Below are 22,805 nucleotides of genomic sequence, written 5' to 3'. Positions count from 1 at the left end.
CTTCCTCGCTTAGCCGCCGCAGCCGCCGACGGTGACCTTGACCTCTTTGGTCGCGCTGTAGAGCTTGCCGTCGGCCTCCACGATCGCGACCACGTTGGTGGTCTTGGCCATCTTCAGCCGGTTGGCGACAGCAGGGATCGTGCCTTCGGGAATCCTGTAGCTGGCGGCCAGCGCGCTGGGATTCTCGGCCACGAAGAATGAAATCGAGGTGACCTTGTCGAGTGTCGTCGTCACCGAGATCGGCACCACACCGCCGTTCTCGGCGATCTCGGGGGCGTCCAGCTTGACCTTGTCGGACGGCTCGGCGGTTTTGCCGTAGAGCGCCTTGATGGCGTCAGCCTCGCTCTTTTGCTTGAACGCCTCTTCCGGATATTTGTCGTTGGCCGCGGCGCGCGCGGGCGCGGCGCCGAACGGCAGATTGCCGAGGCCGAGCAACGCGACCGAGGCTGCGCCCTGAAGGATCAGGCGCCGCGTCGCGCTTGGGCCGGTGAGTGTGGTCATCTCTGGTCTCCCAACCAAATCTCGTGGCATGCCTGAAGTCACAGGGTCTGCAGGAAATCAACGATCGCGCTGATCTCCTGTTCGGTCAAAATCCGGTTCCGGCCGAACGGCGGCATCATGGTCTGCGGATTGCGCTTGGTCTCGTCGAAGATGATCGCGGTCAGTTCGTTGCGATCGGGGTACTTGGCCTTGAGGTCCTTCAGTTCCGGCCCGATCGTTCCCGGCAGGTCGCCACCCCTGATGACATGGCAGGTCAGGCAATTGCCCTTGCCGCGGTCGAAAGCGAGTTTCTGGCCGTCGGCCACAGCGGACTGCGCCCACGCCGGGGTGGCGAGGCCGGCTGCAATGGCCAGCAAGATGAACAGAACGGGCGTCCGGGAAAAGGCGGTCAAGGCGTTATTCCGAGGCGTTATGCGATGGTCTCGATTACGAAATAGAAGCGTTCCAAAGCACAAAGGGCGCCGCCTGACAATCAAGACTATCCACGCGACAAAATGGAGTTAATATCTTCCCGATTGCAACTAAAGAGATTATTTGTTCAGCCGGCTTGGTCCGAGAGTTAGGGACCGTGGCGCGGGCCGGCTGTTTCCTGAGCGTTTGGGCGCTCAACCTGTTTTCATCGCGTTCTCGTTTTTTCAAGGGGACCTCACTTGGCTGAATATGTCGTCGAATTCGGCAGGGATGGCGGTCGGGTCGAGTCGGATGGGCGGCTCGATGCGCCGGCATTTCATCGCAATCACGAGCCGCTCTGGGCGGCACTGGAACGGCATCTCGCCGGCTGCACCGGCAACGTGGTCGAGCTCGGCAGCGGAACCGGCCAGCACGTGGTCTACTTCGCCCGTCACACGCCCGGCCTGATCTGGTGGCCCAGCGATCTCAACCAGCGCCACCTCAAGAGCATCGAGGCCTGGCGCGTTCATTCAGGTCTCAAAAACATCCGCTCGCCGCTGCGGATCGATCTCACCGATCCGGACTGGTGCCCGGAGATGAAAAGCGGGCAGGGGCCGTCGAGTCTTGCCGCATTGTTCTGCGCCAATGTCATCCACATCGCGCCATGGAGCGTCGCCGAGGGTCTGTTCGCCGGCGCCGGCCGCTATTTGCGGGCCGACGGCAAGCTGTTCCTCTACGGCCCGTTCAAGCGCGGCGGCAAGCACATCGCGCTCAGCAATGCGGTGTTCGACACCTCCCTGCGTGAAGGCAATCCCGACTGGGGCGTGCGTGACATCGCCGATGTCGAGGCGCTTGCCCGCGGCGTTGGTCTTCGCCTTGTCGATACGATGGACATGCCCGCGAACAATCTGACCTTGGTATTCGCGCGATAGGAGGTCGTCATGCCCGGGCTTGTCCCGGGCATCCACGTTCTTCGTGCACCAGCTAAGGCGTGGATGGCCCGGTCAAGCCCGGCCATGACCGTGCGGAGATGTCAGCGCCGCAAACGCTAGCCCTCGTCCTTCCACCCGATCTTGTCCTTTAAGAACCGAAAGCCAATCACCTCGAACCCGGCGCGCTCCTTGTTGTCCTTGCCGTAGCCGTGGCCACCGGCTTCAGGCTCGTAGAACCAGGCCTCGTAGCCCATGGCCTGGAGCTTTGCCGCCATCTTGCGCGCATGCCCGGGATGGACACGGTCGTCGCGTCGCGTGGTGGCGATCAGGATCGGCGGATACGGCTGGCCGGCCTTGACGTTGTGATAGGCGGAGTAGGACTTGAGCCAGTCCCACTCCTCGGGCTTGTCGGGATCGCCATATTCCGCGATCCAGCTCGCGCCGGCGAGCAGCTTCGTGTAGCGGCGCATATCGATCAGCGGGATGGTGCAGAACAGCGCGCCGAAACGTTCGGGGTATCGCACCAGCATGTTGGTGATGAGGATGCCGCCGTTCGATCCGCCCTGCGCGGCGATGCGCTTTGCCGTCGTCACACCGCGGCGGACGAGATCGGCGGCAACGGCGGCGAAATCGTCGTGCGACAGTTTCTTGCCGGCGAGCCGGCCGGCATCGTGCCAGCGCGTGCCGAATTCGCCGCCGCCGCGCAAATTCGCCTGCACCGTGGTGCCGCCACGCTCCAGCCACAGCTTGCCGAGCGACGGGTTGTAATACGGCTTCACCGAATGGGCGAAGCCGCCATAGGCGCTCATATAGACCGGTGCATCGCCGGTCTCGCCGGCGGGGCCGGTCTGTACATAGGGGATGCGTTCGCCGTCGGTCGAGATCGCTTCGTGCTGGGTCACCACGAGGCCGTCGGCGTTGAATGTTTTCGGCGCCTGCTTCAACACGGTCGGGCTCGCGACGCCGCGCTCGATCAGCAGCAACGACGGCGGCGTCAGCGGATCCTGCACATTGGCAAGCAGGTCGCCATTGCTCTCGGAGGGATGGCGATCCAGCGGCCAGATGTCGACGACGCCGATCTGCGGCAGGCCGCCGAGCGACGCGCGGCTCCAGCCTGTGGCCGACGGCGTGCAGATCTCGAATTGCGGCTGGAGCTCGTCGAGGATCGACAGCACCAGCTTGCCTCCGGTCCAGAACAGGCCTTGCAGGGCGCGGCGAGGTTCCGGCTCGAACAGCACCGCGAAATCGCGGCTGCCGGCGAGGAACGCCGAGAGCGACATGCCGAGCACGGTGTCGGCGGCATAGGTCTTGCCCTCGATCGACCAGGCTTCGCGCAGCTTCATCGCGAACCAGTCGCCATGCGCCTGCAACCAGATGCCGGTCGGCAGATCGAGCTTCGTCGTCGCACCGTCTGCGTCGCGCAGCCAGAGCGCATGATTGAAGAAGTCGATCTGGTCGACGATCCAGCTGCGCGGGGCCGCAGCGGTGTCGTCGACGATGCCGGAGATCGCCATATGATCGGCCGTGGTCTCGATGATCACCTGCGCCTGATCGACAGGCTGGCCGCGCCGCCACAGTCGAACCGTCCGGGAATATCCCGAGCTCGTCGCCATGCCTTCGCCATGGGCGCTCGACAGCAGCAGCGTGTCGGCATCGAGCCAATCGGCGCCGCCCTTGGCTTCCGACAGCGCAAATCCGTCCGCAACGAAACTCTTGGTGTCGAGGTCGAATTCCCGCAAGGTGACGGCATCGCTGCCACCGCGCGACAGCCCCAAAATGGCGCGCGCGCTTCCCGGCTGCGTGGTGATGCCGCTCAGCAGCCAGTCCTCGCCTTCGCGTGCCGCGAGCTGGTCGACATCCAGCATGATTTCCCACGTCGGATGCGGTTTGCGAAACTCCGCGAGGGAAGTCTTCCGCCACAGGCCGCGCGGGTTGGTGGCGTCCTTCCAGAGATTGTGCAGTTCGGTGCCGCGGCGGCTGACATAGGGAATGTTGTCGGGACGATCGTAGATCGCCGCGAGGATGTCGCGATCGCGCGCGAAGGCCGCTCCGCCGAACGCGTCGAGTGTCAGGCTGTTCTGCCGCGTGACGAAATCGAGCGCCTGCTTGCCTTCGATCTCCTCCAGCCAGAGCCAGGGATCGTCGTCAGGAGCGCTGAGCGTAGGCCTGTCGTCGACGGACATGAACGAAACTCCGGAAGGTCGCGGCGGATAGGATTTGATCGAGCGCAAGCCGTCAAGTGCGCGGCCCATTATCATCGGCCCGATTGCGTCAGAGACATGGCCTGCGCCCGTTTGCGCCGGTTGCCCGCCCTCCCGCGTCCCGCCATAGTGCCGGGAATCAAGCGAGCCCTTGAAAGCACTTAAAAGCCCGTTGGGGCGGAAATGCCGATGCTGGATGTGACTGCAGCCAATGAGGTCGCCGCCGACGCCCGCGTGCGCGCCAATGTGGTGCGCCTTGCTGCCGCGCAGGCGCTGACCGGCGCCAATTCGGCGGTGATCTTCGCCACCGGCTCCATCGTCGGTGCGACGCTTGCACCCGACATGTCGCTCGCGACGGTACCGCTGTCGATGTACGTGCTGGGGCTTGCGGCCGGCACGCTGCCGACCGGCGCGATATCGAGTCGCTTCGGCCGCCGCTGGGCCTTCATCATCGGCACGGGCCTGGGTACGCTCACCGGCCTGCTCGGCTGCTTCGCGATCCTGCACGCTTCGTTTCCGTTGTTCTGTCTGGCGACTTTTCTTGGCGGCCTCTACGGCGCGGTGGCGCAGTCCTATCGCTTCGCTGCCGCCGACGGCGCCAGCGCGGCGTACCGACCCAAGGCGGTGTCCTGGGTAATGGCGGGCGGCGTGTTCGCCGGCGTGCTCGGTCCGCAGCTCGTGCAATGGACCATGGATGTCTGGCAGCCTTATCTCTTCGCCTTCAGCTTCTTGGTCCAGGCGGCTGTCGCGCTCATCGCGATGGGCATCGTCGCCGGGGTCGACATGCCGAAACCGGCGCCGGCCGATCTTCATGGCGGGCGGCCGCTGCTCGAGATCGTGACCCAGCCACGCTTCATCGCAGCGGCGCTGTGCGGCGTCATCTCCTACCCCATGATGAACCTGGTGATGACCTCGGCGCCGCTTGCCATGAAGCTGTGCGGCTTGAGCGTTTCAGATTCCAATTTCGGCATTCAATGGCACATCGTCGCCATGTACGGGCCGAGCTTCTTCACGGGCGCGCTGATCGCCCGCTTCGGCGCGCGCAAGATCGTTGCCGCCGGCCTGCTGCTGGAGGCCGGCGCGGCCGGCATCGGCCTGTCCGGCATCACCGCGATGCATTTCTGGGCCACGCTGATCGTGCTCGGTGTCGGCTGGAACTTCTCCTTCATCGGCGCCTCGGCGCTGGTGCTGGAGACGCACCGGCCGCAGGAGCGCAACAAGGTGCAGGCCTTCAACGATTTCCTGGTGTTCGGCATGATGGCGATCGGCTCGTTCTCGTCCGGCCAACTGCTCGCCAGTTACGGCTGGTCCGCGGTGAACATGGTGGTGTTTCCGCCGGTGCTGCTCGGTCTCGCCGTGCTCTCGCTGGCGTCTTGGACCCGTCGCCGCAAAGCGCGGCTCGACGCGGCCATGGGCGAGTTCCCGGATGCGATCTGAGATGGCGGGAGGCTGTCAGCAGCGTTGATAGTTCGATCCAGGTCGAAGTGATTTTCTGGTGAAGGTTACTAGATGTCGTCATGGCCGGGCTTGTCCCGGCCATCCACGTCTTGAGCGCGCGGATCGAAGAACGTGGATGCCCGGAACAAGTCCGGGCATGACGGAGTAAGCGGCATGCTCGATAACCCTCGACACGACGGATCCGTCGACGAATCCTCTCTCCGCTACGAAGGCTGGCGCATCGTTGCGGTCTGCTTCCTGCTCGCGACCTTCGGCTGGGGGCTCGGCTTCTACGGCCAGAGCGTCTATGTCGCCGAGCTCCAGCGTGCGCACGGCTGGTCGGCCTCGCTGATCTCGTCGGCCACGACGTTCTTCTATCTGTTCGGCGCGCTGCTCGTCGTCTTCGTCGGCGAAGCCGTCAACAAGTACGGCCCGCGCCTCGGCCTGATCGCAGGGACGCTGGCGATGTCGGCCGCGGCGGTCGCGATCGGCGCGGTGCGCGAACCGTGGCAGCTTTATCTCGCGAACGCCGTGCTCGCCTTCGGCTGGGCCGGCACGAGCCTGGCCATGATCACCAACACGATCAGCCTGTGGTTCGACCAGAAGCGCGGCATGGCGATCAGCCTCGCGCTGAACGGCGCAAGCTTCGGCGGCATCGTCGGCGTGCCGCTGCTGGTGAGCTTGATCGGCCATGTCGGCTTCGCCAGCGCTATGTTTATCGTCGCCGGCGCCATGCTGGTACTGCTCGTGCCGGTGATCCTGATTGTCGTCGGCCGCCCGCCCGATCTCCATGGCCGGCGCGCCGCGACGAAAACGAAGCCGCAATCGTCGGCGCAGATTCGTAGCCAGGCGTTGCGCGATGTCGGCTTCCTCACCGTGACCATTGCCTTTGCTTTGGTGCTGTTCGCGCAGGTCGGCTTCATCGTCCACCTGATCTCGTTCCTCGATCCCGTGATCGGGCGCGAGCGCGCGGCCGTCGCGGTTGCGGTGCTGACCGCGATGGCGGTGATCGGCCGGGTGCTGTTCTCGCTGGTGATCGACCGACTCAACCAGCGGCTCGCCTCGGCGCTGTCGTTTCTGAGCCAGGCCGTGGCGCTTCTCGTCGTCATCAATTTGCACAATGATTACGTGCTGATCGCCGCCTGCGCGTTATTCGGCTTCTCGGTCGGCAATCTCATCACGCTGCCGTCGCTGATCGTGCAGCAGGAATTCGATTCCGCCTCGTTCGGCGTGCTGATCAGCCTCAACACTGCGATCAACCAGGTGACCTATGCGTTCGGCCCCGGCGTGGTCGGTTTTCTGCGCGATTTCTCCGGTGGCTATGAGCTGCCGTTCTATCTGTGTATTGCGCTGGAGCTGGTGGCCGCGGCGTTGATCATGGTGCGGGGGCACACAAGGCGATCGACCGCTTCAGTCTGATCGCGGCGCGCGCGGTGCCCGCTTGGGCGACCTCGCCTTTCCCAATGCCGCGACCCGCATGAGGCGGCGAAAATGCAGGCATTCCATGTGACTTGGCGCCGGACAGGCCGCGGCATGGCGCAGGCCGTCGCGCATCGCGATAAGCTTGCGGATCGTTCGGTCCAACTCGTCGGCCTTGGCGGCAAGCTTCCGCCGGTCGATACGCGGCCTTCCGTCGGGTGCGAACATCCGGGCAACTTCATCGAGCGAGAAGCCCGCCGCGCGCCCCAGCGCGATCAGCGCCAGGCGATCCAGGATCTCCAGATCGAACAGCCGGCGCAGGCCGCGCCTGCCGATCGGGGCAATCAACCGCTTTTCCTCATAGAATCGCAGCGTCGACGCCGGAACACCGGAGCGCCGTGCGACTTCGGCGATATCGATCGTCATCACGCCTCTTGACCTCAAGTTCACTTGAACTGGCAGTATGCCGCGTCCAACGCCGCCAAGGCAAGACGAAAGGGGAAACCATCATGGACGCTATGCAGAAGGCGATTGAGCAGATGAGGCTTTGGAATGGTCCCGCCGGACGCGCCTGGGTCGAGACCCAGGACATCCTGGATGAGATGTTCAAGCAATTCGAGAGGCCGCTGTGCGAGGCCGTTCCTGCCGGCTCCAATCGTCGCGTTCTGGACGTCGGCTGCGGCACTGGTGGTCTGACCGTTGCGGTCGCTCGAAAGCTCGGGCAAGGCGGCCGTGTGGTCGGCATCGACATCTCCGCGCCGATGATCGGGGCGGCGCTGGCCCGCGCCGAGCGCGAAGGCACCTCGGCCAGCTTTATCTGCGCCGATGCGCAGCACCATAAATTCGACCCGGCGAGCTTCGATACGATCATTTCACGTCTCGGCGTGATGTTCTTCGAAGACCTCGTTGCGGCCTTCGCAAATCTGAGGCGCGCTGCCGCCGAAGGCGCCGGGCTCGCCGTCGTTGCATGGCGGGGCGCAGCGGAGAATCCGTTCATGACGGCGGCCGAACGAGCCGCCGCGCCCCTTCTGCCGAATATGCCTGCCCGTCCATCCGGCGGTCCGGGGCAGTTCGCCTTCGCTGACAAAGATCGGGTCAGGACCATCCTGCTGGAGAGCGGCTGGACCGAGATCGACATCCGGCCGGTGGATATTCCATGCCGCTTTCCTGCCAGCGAACTCGCTCGCTATGTCGGTTGGCTGGGACCCGTCGGAACGATCCTGCAGGACGCCGACAGGGGATTGCGCGAAAGGGTCGTGGATGCGGTGCGGCCCGCCTTCGCCCCCTACGTGGAGGCAGATGCGATCCGTTTTACCGCCGCATGCTGGATGATCCAGGCGCGGGCTTCAACCGACGCGGCAGGCGAGGTCTCGAATGGGTGAAATGATTGAATTTCTGGTCGGCGCCGCCTTGATCGGATCCGGTGCAACGGCCGTGATCGATGGTTGGGCAGTTCTCCGCGCGCATGTTCTTGGAATCCCATCGCTAGACTATGGACTCCTAGGTCGCTGGCTCATCCTGCTCGCGCGCGGACAGTATCGGCATCTTAAGATCGCGGCACCCGATCCGGCTCCACGCGAGCGCCTGATTGGGTGGGCCGCGCACTACCTGATCGGCATTGCGTTCGCGGCCGTCTTGCTGGCGATCTGGGGGCTCGATTGGCTGCATTCCCCGCGTGTCGGCCCCGCATTGATCGTCGGAATCGGCAGCGTGGCGGCACCTTTCCTGATCATGCAGCCGGGCATGGGCCTCGGCATTGCAGCCCATCACGCGCCACGTCCCAACGTGGCGCGTCTCAACACGCTACTCACGCATGCCGTGTTCGGCGTCGGGCTCTATGTGGCCGGATGGGTCCTGAGGCTCGTGCAGTGGCGAGGTGCGGACTAGGCCTCCCGCTGCTTCAGCAGCTCCTCCACATCCAGCCGCTTCGTGAACATCGAAAGCTTGCCGTCCGGCCCGAATGGCCATTGCTCCCGCGGCTTGTCCCAATACAGCTCCACACCGTTCTGGTCCGGATCGCGCAAATACAGCGCCTCGCTGACGCCGTGGTCGCTGGCGCCGTCGAGCGCAATGCCGGCCGAGAGCACGCGGTGCAACGCATCCGCCAGCGCCGGCCGCGTCGGATAGAGGATCGCGGTGTGATAGAGCCCGGTCGCATCAGGCGGCGGCGGCGAGCCGCCCTTGCTCTCCCAGGTGTTGAGCCCGATGTGGTGGTGATAGCCGCCGGCCGAGATGAAGGCCGCGCCCGAGCCCATGCGCTGCATCAGCTCGAAACCGAGCACGCCGCAATAGAAGCCCAGCGCGCGATCGAGATCGGCGACTTTGAGATGGACGTGGCCGATCCTGGTGCCGGCGGCGACGGCTTGGTTTTGCGACATGCGGCTGCTCCGTTGATGAACTCCACATAAGTCCGGCCTCGGGACAGTGCTACCGGCCGATCCCGAAACCCAGCGTTTCCGGATAGGCAACTTACGACAGCTCCCGCACCTCGCCCTCCGGCAGCTCGAACTCAAACGTGTTCAGCGTCATCGACACCAGCGTGTAATAGCCGCAGAGACCAATCACCTCGACCACGCCGCGCTCGCCGAGCAGCTTCACCGCCTCGTCATAGAGGCCCTTCTCGACGCCGTGGCCCTCATGCAGCGATTTTGCGACGTCGTAGATCATCTTAGCCCTGGGATCGTCGAAGACGGGCGTGCGGCGGTCGCGGATCGCGTCGATGATGTCAGGGTCCATGCCGCCCGCAAGCGCCAGCCGCTTGTGCGCGTACCATTCGTAATGGGCGGTCCAGTGCCGCGCCGTCACCAGGATCGCGATCTCCGAAAGTTTCGCGGGAAATATCGTATCGTAACGCAGGACCTCGCCGAGCCGCGTGGCGTGACGGGCCATGTCGGGGCTGTTGAGCCAGGCCATCATCGGTGCCGGCGGCCTGCCGCGCTTGCCGGCAATCGACTCGTCATAGGTCTGCCGCTGGCTCTCGTTCATTTCGCCAGGCGAAAGAAGCTTCAGGCGCATTGTTGTTTCCTCTTTGTTTTCAAGCTCGCCGTGGCGGCGACTATAGCGGATGCGTGACACGGAAGTGGTTGAATTCCGCGGGAGCTTGGCCCAGAGTCGCGCCCAACAAACCGACATAGATTGATGGAAACGACCTATGACTGACTCCAGGGCCAGCGAGACTGAGACCGCCGATCTCGAAACATTCCGCAGCGAAACGCGCGCCTGGTTGGAAGCCAATTGCCCGCCGGAAATGCGCAAGCCCGCGACGTCCGACGCCGACGTGTTCTGGGGTGGACGTAACGCAAAATTTTCGTCCGAGCCGCAACGCATCTGGTTCGAACGCATGCGCGACAAGGGCTGGACCGTACCGGACTGGCCGAAGGAATATGGCGGTGGGGGCTTAAGCGCCGCGGAGCACAAGGTGCTGCGCGCGGAGATGGCCAGGATCGGCGCGCGGCCCCCGCTGTCGAGCTTCGGGATCTGGATGCTCGGGCCGGCGCTGCTGAAATACGGCAACGATGCCCAGAAGAAGGAGCATCTGCCAAAGATCGCCGCGGGCCTGATCCGCTGGTGTCAGGGCTATTCCGAGCCGAACGCCGGCTCCGATCTCGCCTCGCTGCAGACCCGCGCCGAGAGCGACGGCGATGATTTCATCATTACGGGGTCGAAGATCTGGACCTCCTATGCCAACTACGCCGACTGGATCTTCTGCCTCGTTCGCACCGATGCCGCCGCGAAGAAGCATGACGGCATCAGCTTCATCCTGTTCGACATGACCTCGAAGGGCGTGACGACCAAACCGATCCTCCTGATCTCCGGCTACTCGCCGTTCTGCGAGACTTTCTTCGACAATGTCCGCGTGCCGAAATCGCATGTGGTCGGCACCGTCAATCGCGGCTGGGACGTCGCAAAATATCTGCTCCAGCATGAGCGCGCGATGATATCAGGCATGGGCGAGCGCGGCGTCGGCCGTCCGCTGGGCCAGATTGCGGCCGATTCCGTCGGCACCGATGCGCAGGGACGGCTCGACGATTCCATGCTGCGTGGCCGCATCGCCAGCTTCGACGTCGACGAAGCGGCCCTTGGCGCCTGCGCCGAGCGCGCGGTCGATCTCGCCAAGGCCGGTCAGGCCCATCCGGCGTTCTCGTCGGCGATGAAATATTACGGGACCGAGCTCAACAAGCGCCGTTACGAGATCCTGATGTCGGCCGGCGGCGTCGATGCGCTGGAATGGGAGAGCGAGCGTTCGAAACAAGGAGCGCGTCCGCGCGCCTGGCTGCGGACCAAGGCCAACTCGATCGAGGGCGGCACCACCGAGGTCATGCTCGGCATCGTCGCCAAGCGCATCCTCGATTTGCCGGGGGCGTAACCCCAGCGTCGTTCCGGGGCGGTCCGCAGGACCGAACTAAGGTGCGCGGTTGCGCACCTGAGAACCTCGAAATTCCGGGTTCACGCTTCGCGTGCCCCGGAATGACAACAACAGACATGCATTCCGCCAGACGTTAGAGACATTGCACATGGCCCTCGTCCTCACCGAAGAACAATCGATGCTCCGCGACAGCGCGCGCGGGCTGATCAGCGACAAGGCGCCGGTGTCGCATTTGCGGCATCTGCGCGATAGCAAAGACCCCATCGGCTTCTCCAGGGAGTTTTGGCATTCCTTCGCCGAGATGGGTTTTGCCGGCTTGCTGGTGCCGGAAGAGTTCGGCGGCAGCGGCCTCGGCTATGTCGAGGCCGGGGTGGTGATGGAGGAGATCGGCCGCACGCTGATGCCCTCGCCCTTCCTCGCAACCAGCGTGGTCGCGGCCTCGGCACTGAACCGTGGCGGCACTGCCGCGCAGAAGTCGGAGTATCTGCCGAAGATTTCCAACGGCTCCCTGCTCGCGACGCTCGCGATCGACGAGGGCGCAAAACACCGCCCGCTTCAGACCAGCCTCCAGGCCGTGCGCGCCGGCAACGGCTTCAAACTCTCCGGCGCCAAGGCGCTGGTGGTCGACGGTCACGTTGCCGATCTCCTCATCGTCGCTGCGCGTACGGCCGGCTCAGCCGGCGAGCGCGAGGGGCTGACGCTGTTCCTGGTCAACCCCAAGGCCAAGGGCGTTGCGATCGAGCGCACCATCATGGTCGACGCGCACAATGCGGCGCGGATCGAGCTTGCCAATGTCGAGGTCGATGCCGACAGCGTGCTCGGCGAAGTCGACCAGGGAGCCGGCTTGCTCCACGGCGTGCTCGATATCGGGCGGGGCGCAGTGGCCTCCGAAATGGTGGGTCTGAGCGAAGAGGTGTTCAACCGTACCGTCGAGTACCTGAAGAGCCGCAAGCAGTTCGGCAAGCTGATCGGCGAATTCCAGGCGCTGCAGCACCGCGCCGCCGAACTCTATGTCGATATCGAGATCACCCGCGCCGCCGTGATGAAGGCGCTGCAAGCGCTCGATACGGACGTCGCCAAGGCGGCGTCAGCCGTCGCAGTGGCGAAAGCCCGCGCCGGCACCACCGCCACGCGCGCGGTGCAGGAAGGCGTGCAGATGCATGGCGGCATGGGCATGACCGACCAGTTCGACATCGGCTTCTTTATGAAGCGCGCGCGCGTGTGCGAGGAATTGTTCGGCGACGCCAATTACCACACCGAGCAGCTGGCAAGGGCGCGGGGGTATTGAGGCGAGGGTACCAATGGGCACAGCTGCGCCTCGAATAGAGGTGTCGTCCCGGCGAAGGCCGGGACCCATAACCCCAGGGAGCAGTTTGAGAAAGACTCGGAGTTGCTAGCTGCCGCTACAATTTCCGATGGTGGTTATGGGTCCCGGCCCCCCGTGCGCAATTGCGCACTAGGCCGGGACGACAAAGACCTCTTACCGCACCGGCGGCGCGTACTGCACGCCGCCCGCATTCCACAGCTGGTTCATGCCGCGCGGGATCTTCAGCTTCGACTTCTCGCCGATGTTGCGCTCGTACATCTCGCCGTAATTGCCGACGTGGCGAATGATGCGGACCACCCAATCCTTGGTCAGGCCGAGCTGCTCGCCGTAATTGCCCTCGGTGCCGACCAGCCGCATCACTTCCGGCTTCTTCGACTTCAGGGCCTCGTCGATGTTCTCCGAGGAGACGCCGAGCTCCTCGGCGTTGATCATCGCGTACAGCGTCCACTTCACGATCATCATCCAGTCGTCGTCGCGCTGGCGCACGACGGGGGCGAGCGGCTCCTTGGAGATCATGTCCGGCAGGATCATGCTGTCGCCGGGCTTCGACAGGTTCAGCCGCAGCGCGTAGAGCTGGGAGACGTCGGCGGAGAGCGTGTCGCATTTGCCGGTGTCGTAGGCTTTCACGACGTCGTCCAGCTTGTCGAACTTCACCTCTTCATACTTCATGTTGTTGGCACGGAAGTAATCCGCGACGTTGAGCGCCGTGGTGGTCCCGGTCTGGACGCAGACCTTGCTCCCGGTCAGGTCCAGCGCGGTCTCCTTGTTGCGCGCGCGCGGCAGCATGAAGCCTGCGCCGTCGTAATAGGCGACCGCGGGGAAATAGAGATCGTAGTCGAGCTCGCGCGCCATGCTCCAGGTCGAGTTGCGCGAGAGGATGTCCACTTTCCGGCTCTGCAATTCCTTGAAGCGCTCGTTGGCATCGAGCGCGACGAATTTCGCCTTGCTCGGGTCGTTGAAGATCGCGGAAGCCACCGCGCGGCAGAAATCGACGTCGAAGCCGGTCCAGTTGCCCTTGTCGTCGGGGATCGAGAAGCCCGGCAGGCCCTTGTTGACGCCGCACAGCACTTCGCCGCGGCGGACGGTGCGCTTCAACGTGCGGGTGTCGTAGAATTCATAGATGATGGCCAGGACGGCGACCAGCACGGCGACTGCGAGCCCGATCAGCAGGCCGCCACGAAAAGTGCGCATCATGTTGCTCTCTCGAAAAATCGGGAAAAGGAATATTCGCTAATGCGAGGAGATCAGAGTTCGGGCTTCTGCCGGATGACGACCTTGGTGCCGACAGGGACGCGATCGTAGAGATCGGCGACGTCGCGGTTGACGAGCCGGAAGCAGCCGGAGGAGACCTTGGTGCCGATCGTGTCGGGCCGGTTGGTGCCGTGGATGCGGTAGACCGTGGTGCCCAGATACATGGCGCGCGCACCGAGCGGATTACCGGGGCCGCCGGCCATGAAGCGCGGCAGATAAGGCTGGCGCTGGATCATCTCCGGCGGCGGCGTCCAGTCCGGCCACTCCTTCTTGTTGGTGATGTTCACCAGACCCTGCCACTGAAAACCGTCGCGGCCGACGCCGATGCCGTAGCGGATCGCACGACCGCCAGGCTGCACCAGATAGAGATGCCGTTCGGCGGTCGAGATGATGAGGGTGCCGGGCGCTTCGGTGGTGCGGAAGTAGACGACCTGCTTCTGCCATTCCGGATCGAGCTCATAGGCATCGTCGGCGACCAGGCCCGGCTCGTCGCCGCGGTCGGGCTGCTGGGCGTAGGCGTGGGGCGCGGACAGGATCAGGCCGATCGCAGCCACAAACACCCCGGTCAGGCGACGAAAATCCGTCATTTCAAGCTCTCCCCGCGGCCAAAGCCAAATCATCTGGAACCATCAAATCTCAGGGCCATCTTCATGGCAAGTTCAAGGCACCCTTAGACCATATGTCACGAGAATGCTTTGGTTTTTTGACGGACCGCGCGCAATGCCACAAACGGGGGATGGCGCGAAAAGCAGTGGTCGCAGCATCCTCACCGCGCGCGGCCTGTCAGATCTGGTTATTCTCAGCCGCGATCCCGAGCCGCCGGACGATCTCCGTCCCCACGGCCCGGGCCTCAGGCCTCGAACCGATGCGAGGGCTGCGAAACCGTTGTCCTGACTGCAATCGGATCACGACGATGCAGTGCTCGTCCTCGGAGCGGCCGCGGCGCTCGACCGTGATCGTCTTGACGTCGCGCCCTTCGATGTGGTCGGCGCGCAACGTGCCGTCGCCCCACAGGCGTTCGATCCGGATATCGCCCTGGCGGATGATCCAGAACGCGCCGGTCACAAGGTTGGCATAACGGGAAACGCCAAAAGCGGCGAGCGCGCCGACGGGCAGCAGCACGATGTCGACCGACCCGGGCGACAGGCCACGCCAGAGCCTGTAGGCGTAGGGAACGGCGCACAATGCGACGACGATCAGTGCGACGATCCTGATGTCTCTCTTCGAGAACGGCTCGAGGGGGTCGCCGAGACGCATCTCGGGATTGCTGGCATCGAGCGGATTGACCGGAGACTCGACGTCGGGGACGTCGAATTGCGCGGCGATCCGCGCCACCGTGTCGTGCACATGGGTGACGTCGGAGATCGGCGGCGAGGTCAGGCGTTCTCCGGAGGCCAGCGTGAAGGCCAGCTGAAAGCGGGCTTTCGCCCTCTTGCTGCCGGGAACCTGCAATCCCTTGATGTCGTCCTTGGCGACGATCCGCGTCCGCAGTTTTCCGAACGGGCGCTGCTCGCCGATCAAGATCTCGTCCGGCGTGATGATCCACACCACCGCCGGCGCCAGCATGATGATAGCGACGAACGCTGCTCCAACGAGCAGCGCGACCACGGAGATGATCACCTCCAGGGGATCGTGTGTGAACAGGCCCGGCGTGAAGCACAGCGCAACGGCAGCCGCAAAGCCGGACATGACCAGCCGCTGCGCAATCGAGGCGCCCTCGCGAAGGCGAATGTCGGTGCTGTTGGTGGCGTCGTCCATCGCGGGCGGCTGATTACGTGGCCCGCGAAACTCCACGGACGGGTCCGTGGAGTCAAGCAACAAGGGCGCGACCCGTGCCGGGCGTCAGCTATTGGCGTTCAGCAGCTTTGCCACGGTGCGGTCGATCTCGTCATAACGGCCTTCGCCCTCGTGCTGGAATACGATCTTGCCGTTCTGGTCGATGATGTACTGCGCCGGCCAATATCGGTTGCGGTAAGCGTTCCAGGTCCTGGAATCATTGTCCTGCGCCACCGGATAGGTGATGCCGTGGCGCTTCAGCGCCGCCTGCACATTGGAGGCCGAGCGCTCGAACGGGAACTCCGGCGTGTGCACGCCGACCACGACGAGGCCCTTGTCCTTGTACTTGGCATAGAGATCGGTGACGTGCGGCAGCGTGTTGACGCAGTTGACGCAGCCATAGGTCCAGAAGTCCACCAGCACGACCTTGCCGCGGAGATCGGCGATATTAAGCGGCTTCGAGTTGAACCAGTTGTTGATGCCGGCGAAGTCGGGCGCGGTGTCCTGGCTGGCGGCGGCGGTGACGACAGGGACAGCGCGCGCGGCCTCGTCGCAGATGCCGGGGATGACGGCGCCTGTTACGGCGATGCCGATCAGTGCGGCGGAGACGGCGAGCAGTTTGAAAGTCATGGAAAGATCCTCCGGTGAAGCTGAGGGATGATCACAGGCCGATCTGGCCGGTGGGATAGAAGCCGGTGAGCCACGCCACGGTCAGCGTGTCGTATTGGAAGTAGGCGGCGAGCGCGAAGCCGATCACGACGACGCCAAAGCCCTGCTGCAGCCGTGGCGAAATGCGCGCGAGACTGCGCACGCGCGTGGTCGCGGCCTGCCCGCCATAGGCGATCGCCAGCATGGGAATCGCCGCGCCGATGGCGTAGGCGATCAGCAGCGTGCCGGCCCAGGTCGCCTTCTCAGTCGTTGCGACCAGCGTCAGGATCGAGCCGAGCACCGGGCCGGCACAGGGCGTCCAGACCAGGCCGAGCGTGGTGCCGAGCACGAGCCCGCCGAGTGCGCCCTCGCGCTGCGTGGCGCTGGAGTTGCCGAGATCGAGCCAGCCGTTGAGCCGGATCGACAGCCATTCGAACGGTGCCGGCCACAGCATCAACAGGCCGAAGCCGAGCAGCAGGATCGAGGCCGCTTCGCGCAGCACGTTCGGATCGAAATTAAACAGCCGCGTGATGGCGCCGAGCAGCAGCGCGGTCGCGGAGAACGAGATGACGAAGCCGAGCGCGATCATCGCCGGACGAAGATGCGAGCTGCGGCCGATTGAGGCGCCGAGCAGGATCGGCAGCATCGGCAGCGTGCACGGCGCGGCGATGGTGAGGATGCCGGCGAGGGCAGCGAAGAGAAGTTCGAGCATGGGGCACTCGTGGAGAGGGTCACGAGGGCAGTTCGGGATGAGCGAGGCAGTCGTTACGCCGCGTCACGCCTTCGTGACGGGAGTGCTGCTGCCGCAGCTGTCTGCTCCAAACACAAAACGACCCGGAGGGGGGCATCCCGTCCGGGTCGTTGGAGGTCTTGGGAGGTTTAACGAAACCGTATGTGAGCTTTATAGGAGGGAAGTTTTTCCGCCTGATGTTGTGCTTTGTTTCAATTGTTTCGTCGGCGGTAACACTTCCGTGTCCGAGATAGGGCCAAAGCCAATGGCCTATCCCATTGAAATATCTGAATTTCAGGCGGCGAAGCGCTCGACGCCACAGCCCTTAAGCAATTCGGCCAGTTGCTTGCGGGCGTAGAACATCCGGGTCTTCACCGTGCTCTGCGGGATGCCGATGATCTGGCCGACCTCCTCCACCGACTTCTCGTGGTAGTAGACCAGCGTGATGATCTCGCGATGCGCGGGCGACAGCTTCTGGACGCAGGCGCGCAGGATGGCGCTGGTGTCGCTGCGGTCGAGCGAGGTCTCCGGCGTGTCGCAACCATCGGCGATCTGGCGCACGTCTTCCTGGTCGATGTCCTCGAAGCGGCGCTGGCGCATCGCAGTCAGCGCCTTGAAGCGGGCGATCGAGAGCAGCCAGGTCGAAACCTGCGAGCGGCCCTGGAATTGGCCGGCGGTCCGCCACACGTCCAGAAACACCTGGCTCACCAGGTCTTCCGCCGTAGTCGCGTCGCGCACGATCCGCAGGATGAAGCGGTAGACGCGCACATTGTGCCGGCAATAAAGGATGTGCATGGACGTCCGGTTGCCGTCGGCAATGCTTTCGAGAAGCATGTCGTCCGAGGTCGCCTGAGCGGCAATGATGCTCTGGCTGGCTTGGGCGTTGATGGCGATGACGTTCGGCATTGACTTGGCTCCCCGTAGCGCCGCAACCGAGCGGCGTTTCCTTGGACCAAAGTGTTAATGAGCCAACGTTTCGGGACGTCTGCACGAAAAGCGGAAAATGGTTTCGTGCGCCGACAAATTGTTTCGTCGAATTAGCCGCGACGAAACATTCGGGGCAAAAAAGCGTGGAATTTCAAGGTACGGAAAATACGGGGGTGGGGATTAGGCCGCCAGCGGAGGCGCCGGGAACGTATTTCGGGCTTTTGCGTTCGCACTCCCCGTGTCGTCCTGGACAAGCGAGCAAAGCGAGCGCCGATGCAGGACCCATTACCCCAGGGAGACGTTTTGCGGAGACGTGTGGTTGCCAGCTCGCGCCACAATCTCTGCCTGGGGTAATGGGTCCTGGCGTTCGCCAGGACGACAATGGAGCCCCTACGCCTTCTCACCCGCCGGCGAGAACAAATAGCCGCCGCCGCGGATGGTGCGGATCACGGCGGGTTTTGCCGGATCGGGCTCGATCTTGCGGCGGATGCGCATGATGCGCAGGTCGACGGCGCGGTCGAAGGCTTCGGCGTCGCGGGCATTGGCCAATTCCAGCAGGCGCTCGCGCGACAGCACGCGCTTCGGATTGGCCGCGAACACTTTCAAGAGCCCGAACTCGGATGCGGTCAGCGGGTGCTCGTTGCCCTCGTCATCGCGCAAGGCCTGCGCTTCGAGATCGAGCCACTTGGTCCCGAACCGTACCAATTGCTCCTTGTCCGATTTCGCAGCCGCCGCGTCCGCCACGGCTTTCGCCGGCGCGCTCCGGCGCAGCACCGAGCGGATGCGTGCCATCAGCTCACGCAGCTCGCACGGCTTGGCCACGTAATCGTCGGCGCCGAGCTCGAGGCCGACGACGCGGTCGATCGGGCTTGCCGTCGCCGTCAGCATGATCACCGGCACGTTGATGCGGCTCTTGAGGTCGCGGATGATCGAGAGCCCGTCTTCCTCCGGCATGTTGAGGTCGAGCACGACGAGGTCGGGCATGCTGCCGTCGATCGCCGTGCGCAACGACTTACCGCCGTCGCACAGCGTCACGGTGAAGCCGTGCATCTTGAGGTAATCGCCGACCATCTCCCGGGCCGGGGCCTCGTCGTCGACGATCATGATGTGCTGGCTTTGGGTCATGGTCCTGAGATCACGAAGTCGGTCGCGGGGAGGGTGATGGTGAAGGTCGAGCCCTTGCCGGGGCCCTCGCTCTCGGCGGTCACCTCGCCGCCGTGCATGTCGATAATACGCTTGACGATGGACAACCCAAGCCCGGTCGAGCTCTCGCCGGCGGTCGGTTTTGCCGACAGCCGCTGGAACCGGCCGAACAGGCGGCCGAGATCCTCCGGCGACAGGCCGGCGCCCTCGTCGCTGACGCGGACGATGGTGTCGCCGCCCTCATGGCTGACGACGACGCCGATCTTGCCGCCGATCGGTGAGTATTTGATGGCGTTGCTGATCAGATTGTCGATTGCCTCGCGAATGCGGTCGGTGTCGCACATGGTGACGACGTTGACGGGCGCGGTGACGCTGATCGCCTGCTGCTTGTTGACGGCGAGCGGCTGGTTGGCCTCGGCGACCTCCTTGACCAGGGCCGCGACGTCGACGGGCTCGCGGCGGATGGTGATGTCGAAGGCATCGGCCATCGCATCCGAGATCAGATGATCGACCATCGTGGTCAGGCGCTTGGTCGCATCGCGGATGTGATCGACCTGGGCCACGACGCCGCCTGACGACGCGCCGGTCGAGATCAACTCCTTCAGCATCTCGGTGCGGCCGAGGATGACGCCGAGCGGATTCTTCAGATCGTGGGCAACGGTACCGAGGATTTCGTTCTTGAAGCCGTTGGCGCGTTGCAGCCGCAGCCATTGCGCCGAGAGGCGGCGGTTGGCCTGCATCAGCGCGCGGGTGCGCTGGGCGACGCGGTCTTCCAGCTGGGTGTTGGCGGCCTGGAGCTGCTGGTAGAGGATGACGTTGTCGAAGGCGATCGAGAGCCGGCTGGAGAAGATCTCGACCAGCGAGCGGTCGGTCTCGGACAGCTCGCGCTCGGCCTGCAGCAGCACCACGACCTCGCGGCCGCTTCCGGTGCGCAAATAGATCACGCTGCGGTGGTCGGCGAATTCGTTCTTGCGGCCCTGGAACGCGGCTTCCACCATCGCGCGCAGATCGGGGTCGAGCGCCTTCGACGAGGTGGTGCCGATGAAGCGGCTGTAGCAGCCGCTGCCGGCGAGCACCGAGAGCTCGGGGTCGATGCCGCCATTGTCGCGCAAAACCAGGATACCGGCGCAATCGACGTTGAGCAGCGAGGCAAGCTGGGTCAGTACGCCCTCGGCGAGCCGCTGCATCGACTTGAAATCGTACAGCGTCGAAGCCGCGTCGATGATGATCTCGAGCCCGCGCCTTGTCTGCAGCATGCGCTCGAGCTGCTGGTAGGAGCGCAGCGCCGCGGTCAGCGAGGTGAACAGCTTGTCGGCGGTGAGCTCGGTCTTCGCTTTGTAGTCGTTGATGTCGTACTGCACGATCACGCGCCGTTCAGGCGCTTGACCGGGCTGTCCGGTGCGCAGGATGATGCGCACGGTCTCGTTCTTGAGCTCGTTGCGGATGTACTCGACCAGCTCGAGGCCGGCGACGTCCGTCTCCATGATGACGTCGAGCAGCACGGCGGCGATGTCGTTGTGCGCGGCCATCAGCTTGCGACCTTCGGCCGCGGAATGGGCGGAGAGGATCTCCAGGCCCTGGCCGTTGAGGGAATAGTCCGAGAGCGCAAAACGCGTACCGTCATGCACGGCCGGATCGTCGTCGATGACGGCGATCTTCCATTTCCGGGCGTCAACATCCTCCGATGCGGTACCGGTGTCGTCGATCAGGTGGAGGACATCGTCCTGTTCGGCCATTGAGAAGTCCCGTCAGTCTCTGTGCTTTGCCCGCCGCCCTTGGCGACCCGGGGCATGATAATGCGAAAAGTAGTGCCTTGTCCCAGCTTGGATTCCAGCATCATGCGACCGCCGAGCTGCTGGGTGACGAGGTTATAGACGATATGGAGGCCGAGTCCCGTGCCACCTTCATTGCGCCTGGTGGTAAAGAATGGGTCAAAGGCCTGGCGCTGCACGTCGGAGGTCATGCCGGCCCCGTCATCGGTGAAGATGATCTCGACGTCGTCGGCCCCGCGCGGCCGCGCCGAGATCGTGATCGTGCCGGCGCGGCCGTCGGCAAAGGCGTGGTTGGCGGCGTTGAGGAACAAATTGGTCAGGATCTGGCCGTAGGAGCCGGGATAGCCGTCGAGCAGCAGCCCCTCGGGCATGTCGACATGGAGCGTGATCGGCGACCGCTTCAACACCGGCCGCAGGCTCGCGATGATCTGCTCGGTGGCTTCGCTCAGTGAGAACTGTCGCCGCTCGGCATGGGAGCGGTCGACCGCGACCTGCTTGAACGACTGGATCAGCTCGCCGGCGCGCTGGAGATTGGCGACGAGCTGCTGCGAGGCGTCGCGCGAGGACTGCACGAATTCTTCCAGCTGCGAGCGGCGCAGGCCGCCGTCGCCCTTGAGCTGGGCCTCGAAGATTTCGGTGCGCCGGGCAAAGCTCGACGCAACGGTGAGGCTGATGCCGATCGGGTTGTTGACCTCGTGCGCGACGCCGGCGACGAGGCCGCCGAGGGCTGCGAGCCTCTCGGCATCGATCAGATTCTGCTGCGCGGCGTTGAGCTCGAGCAGCGCGCTTTCGGCCTTCTCCTTGGACGCGCGCAGCTCGTCCTCGGTCTGGCGCTTCGCGATGGCGTTCTCGCGGAACACTTCCACCGCGCGCGCCATGGCTCCGACCTCGTCGCGCGCGCGCGTGCCCTGCACCTCGCGGCCGAGGTCGCCGAGCGTGATCGCGCGCATCGCCGCCATGATCTGCTGCAGCGGCAGCCGGATCGACAGCGCGATCAGCACGCCGGCGGTGAGGATGATGCCGAGGAAGATCACGGCGATGGAGAGAACGCGACGGGAAATGTCCGCCAGCGTGCGGTCGAACGTCTCCTGCGCCTTTTGCTCGCGCTGGCGCATCTTGGTGGAGAGATCGTCGATGGCGCCGATCGCCTCGGCCTGGTTGGCGTCGATGGTGTTGCGCAGCAGCTCGGTACGGTTCGTGAGCTGCTCGGAGAGCTTTGCAAAACCCTCGCGCAGCGCGGCGGTCCGGGCGGCGAGTCGTCGCAGCGCCATGCGCTGGAGGTCGTTGTCGGCGAGATCGATCATCACGGGGATGGTCTTCTCGATGGTCTCGGTGTTGCGGCGGGCGTCGTCGGCCGCACCCGATGACAGCGACAGATAGTAGGAATTGGCCGCGACCAGCATCGCGGTGAAGGCCTCGCGCGACTTGCCCAGCGAAGGCCAGATCAGCGCGTCGCGATGGCCGGTGGCGCCTTCGATGATGGAGTAAAGGCCGGCCATGTCCCTGGCCGGTCCCTGCACCTGATCCTCGTAGGTCTTCGCGATGGTGGCCTGCACGCCGCGCAGCTCGCCGAAGCCGTTGAGGAAGCGGTCGGTGGTGCGCTCCAGCTCCTCGACCGAGCCCGACAGCATCGGGTCCTTGGCGGCGCGATTGGTCAGCGTCCCCAGCACCGCCTCGCGCAGCAGCAGGATCTCGGCGAACAGGTCGGGGCTCGGCTGGTTGATGTAGCGGTGGATCAGATTGTGCAGCCGCCCGGTCTCGCTTTCGAGCAGCGCCAGAATCCGGTCGGATTCGCGCACCTGGCGCACGTCGTCCCAGGCCGAGCCGAGCACCTGCGAGCCGTTCCAGATCAGCCCGACCAGCACGATGACCACGGCGGAGTTCAGCGCCGCGATCGACAGGATGCGCCAACGGATCGGCACCGCCCGGAGCACGCCGACCAGCCGCGCGCGCAGCCGCCCCATCGGGCCGGGCGACCTGTCTGC

The 22,805-nt window shown here is 64.6% G+C and carries 22 protein-coding genes; 7 read left to right on the top strand and 15 right to left on the bottom strand.

Annotated elements, in window-relative coordinates; translation table 11 throughout:
* Positions 1 to 9: 9 nt before the first annotated feature.
* Positions 10 to 501: a thiosulfate oxidation carrier protein SoxY gene (gene soxY, locus IVA93_RS35470; protein WP_018455987.1), complete on the bottom strand. Its 492-nt coding sequence runs from the start codon at positions 499 to 501 to the stop codon at positions 10 to 12.
* 38 nt (positions 502 to 539) lie between these two features.
* Positions 540 to 893: a sulfur oxidation c-type cytochrome SoxX gene (gene soxX, locus IVA93_RS35465; RefSeq protein WP_018455988.1), complete on the bottom strand. Its 354-nt coding sequence runs from the start codon at positions 891 to 893 to the stop codon at positions 540 to 542.
* A gap of 258 nt (positions 894 to 1,151) precedes the next feature.
* On the opposite strand from soxX, the gene IVA93_RS35460 reads away from it, so the two are divergent.
* Entirely contained in the window at positions 1,152 to 1,823 is a 672-nt protein-coding gene (locus IVA93_RS35460) for a DUF938 domain-containing protein (protein WP_018455989.1), read from the top strand.
* A gap of 116 nt (positions 1,824 to 1,939) precedes the next feature.
* Here IVA93_RS35460 and IVA93_RS35455 read toward each other — a convergent pair whose 3' ends face one another.
* On the bottom strand, positions 1,940 to 4,006 hold the full coding sequence (locus tag IVA93_RS35455; RefSeq protein ID WP_026233064.1) for a prolyl oligopeptidase family serine peptidase: 2,067 nt from the start codon (positions 4,004 to 4,006) through the stop codon (positions 1,940 to 1,942).
* 207 nt (positions 4,007 to 4,213) lie between these two features.
* Here IVA93_RS35455 and IVA93_RS35450 point away from each other — a divergent pair, with 207 nt between their 5' ends.
* The gene (locus IVA93_RS35450) at positions 4,214 to 5,461 is read left to right on the top strand and encodes an MFS transporter (protein WP_018455991.1); all 1,248 of its coding nucleotides are present in this window, start codon (positions 4,214 to 4,216) and stop codon (positions 5,459 to 5,461) included.
* Positions 5,462 to 5,635: 174 nt separating this feature from the next.
* Positions 5,636 to 6,880: an MFS transporter gene (locus IVA93_RS35445; protein ID WP_018455992.1), complete on the top strand. Its 1,245-nt coding sequence runs from the start codon at positions 5,636 to 5,638 to the stop codon at positions 6,878 to 6,880.
* On the opposite strand, the gene IVA93_RS35440 is transcribed toward IVA93_RS35445, so the two are convergent.
* The gene (locus IVA93_RS35440) at positions 6,872 to 7,306 is read right to left on the bottom strand and encodes a helix-turn-helix domain-containing protein (RefSeq protein WP_018455993.1); all 435 of its coding nucleotides are present in this window, start codon (positions 7,304 to 7,306) and stop codon (positions 6,872 to 6,874) included. The genes IVA93_RS35445 and IVA93_RS35440 overlap by 9 nt on opposite strands.
* A gap of 83 nt (positions 7,307 to 7,389) precedes the next feature.
* Between IVA93_RS35440 and IVA93_RS35435 the strand changes: the two genes are divergently transcribed.
* Both IVA93_RS35435 and IVA93_RS35430 read left to right on the top strand, forming a co-directional pair.
* Positions 7,390 to 8,262, top strand: a complete 873-nt coding sequence (locus IVA93_RS35435; protein ID WP_026233066.1) for a class I SAM-dependent methyltransferase — start codon at positions 7,390 to 7,392, stop codon at positions 8,260 to 8,262.
* A complete protein-coding gene (locus IVA93_RS35430; protein ID WP_018455995.1) occupies positions 8,255 to 8,767 on the top strand; it encodes a DUF2938 domain-containing protein in 513 nt (170 codons plus the stop codon). Before IVA93_RS35435 ends, IVA93_RS35430 begins: the two co-directional genes overlap by 8 nt.
* On the opposite strand, the gene IVA93_RS35425 is transcribed toward IVA93_RS35430, so the two are convergent.
* Both IVA93_RS35425 and IVA93_RS35420 read right to left on the bottom strand, forming a co-directional pair.
* A complete protein-coding gene (locus IVA93_RS35425) occupies positions 8,764 to 9,258 on the bottom strand; it encodes a VOC family protein (RefSeq protein WP_018455996.1) in 495 nt (164 codons plus the stop codon). The genes IVA93_RS35430 and IVA93_RS35425 overlap by 4 nt on opposite strands.
* Positions 9,259 to 9,349: 91 nt before the next feature.
* On the bottom strand, positions 9,350 to 9,895 hold the full coding sequence (locus tag IVA93_RS35420; protein WP_018455997.1) for a carboxymuconolactone decarboxylase family protein: 546 nt from the start codon (positions 9,893 to 9,895) through the stop codon (positions 9,350 to 9,352).
* A 136-nt stretch (positions 9,896 to 10,031) separates the two neighbouring features.
* Here IVA93_RS35420 and IVA93_RS35415 point away from each other — a divergent pair, with 136 nt between their 5' ends.
* A complete protein-coding gene (locus IVA93_RS35415; protein ID WP_085349645.1) occupies positions 10,032 to 11,246 on the top strand; it encodes an acyl-CoA dehydrogenase family protein in 1,215 nt (404 codons plus the stop codon).
* 148 nt (positions 11,247 to 11,394) lie between these two features.
* Positions 11,395 to 12,534: an acyl-CoA dehydrogenase family protein gene (locus IVA93_RS35410; protein WP_247789558.1), complete on the top strand. Its 1,140-nt coding sequence runs from the start codon at positions 11,395 to 11,397 to the stop codon at positions 12,532 to 12,534.
* A 192-nt stretch (positions 12,535 to 12,726) separates the two neighbouring features.
* On the opposite strand, the gene IVA93_RS35405 is transcribed toward IVA93_RS35410, so the two are convergent.
* The 9 genes from IVA93_RS35405 to IVA93_RS35365 form a co-directional block, all read right to left on the bottom strand.
* Positions 12,727 to 13,764: an amino acid ABC transporter substrate-binding protein gene (locus IVA93_RS35405; protein ID WP_026233067.1), complete on the bottom strand. Its 1,038-nt coding sequence runs from the start codon at positions 13,762 to 13,764 to the stop codon at positions 12,727 to 12,729.
* Positions 13,765 to 13,817: 53 nt separating this feature from the next.
* A complete protein-coding gene (locus IVA93_RS35400) occupies positions 13,818 to 14,411 on the bottom strand; it encodes a L,D-transpeptidase (RefSeq protein WP_018456001.1) in 594 nt (197 codons plus the stop codon).
* Positions 14,412 to 14,607: 196 nt separating this feature from the next.
* Positions 14,608 to 15,582: a hypothetical protein gene (locus IVA93_RS35395; RefSeq protein WP_018456002.1), complete on the bottom strand. Its 975-nt coding sequence runs from the start codon at positions 15,580 to 15,582 to the stop codon at positions 14,608 to 14,610.
* An 84-nt stretch (positions 15,583 to 15,666) separates the two neighbouring features.
* A complete protein-coding gene (locus IVA93_RS35390; protein ID WP_018456003.1) occupies positions 15,667 to 16,230 on the bottom strand; it encodes a thioredoxin family protein in 564 nt (187 codons plus the stop codon).
* Between the two features lie 31 nt (positions 16,231 to 16,261).
* On the bottom strand, positions 16,262 to 16,960 hold the full coding sequence (locus tag IVA93_RS35385) for a cytochrome c biogenesis CcdA family protein (protein ID WP_247789556.1): 699 nt from the start codon (positions 16,958 to 16,960) through the stop codon (positions 16,262 to 16,264).
* Positions 16,961 to 17,272: 312 nt separating this feature from the next.
* Complete coding sequence (locus tag IVA93_RS35380; protein ID WP_018456005.1) at positions 17,273 to 17,884, bottom strand: sigma-70 family RNA polymerase sigma factor; 612 nt, start codon at positions 17,882 to 17,884, stop codon at positions 17,273 to 17,275.
* Between the two features lie 411 nt (positions 17,885 to 18,295).
* On the bottom strand, positions 18,296 to 19,030 hold the full coding sequence (locus IVA93_RS35375; protein ID WP_018456006.1) for a response regulator: 735 nt from the start codon (positions 19,028 to 19,030) through the stop codon (positions 18,296 to 18,298).
* Positions 19,027 to 20,784, bottom strand: a complete 1,758-nt coding sequence (locus tag IVA93_RS35370; RefSeq protein WP_247789554.1) for an ATP-binding response regulator — start codon at positions 20,782 to 20,784, stop codon at positions 19,027 to 19,029. The genes IVA93_RS35375 and IVA93_RS35370 overlap by 4 nt, the downstream gene beginning before the upstream one ends.
* Positions 20,754 to 22,784, bottom strand: a complete 2,031-nt coding sequence (locus IVA93_RS35365) for a sensor histidine kinase (RefSeq protein WP_018456008.1) — start codon at positions 22,782 to 22,784, stop codon at positions 20,754 to 20,756. Before IVA93_RS35365 ends, IVA93_RS35370 begins: the two co-directional genes overlap by 31 nt.
* Between the last annotated feature and the right edge of the window lie 21 nt (positions 22,785 to 22,805).

The organism is Bradyrhizobium sp. 155, assembly GCF_023101105.1.
GTDB classification, from domain to species: Bacteria; Pseudomonadota; Alphaproteobacteria; order Rhizobiales; family Xanthobacteraceae; genus Bradyrhizobium; species Bradyrhizobium canariense_D.
Note: the sequence above shows the minus strand (reverse complement) of the source record. Positions and strands in the feature narration are given on the sequence as shown.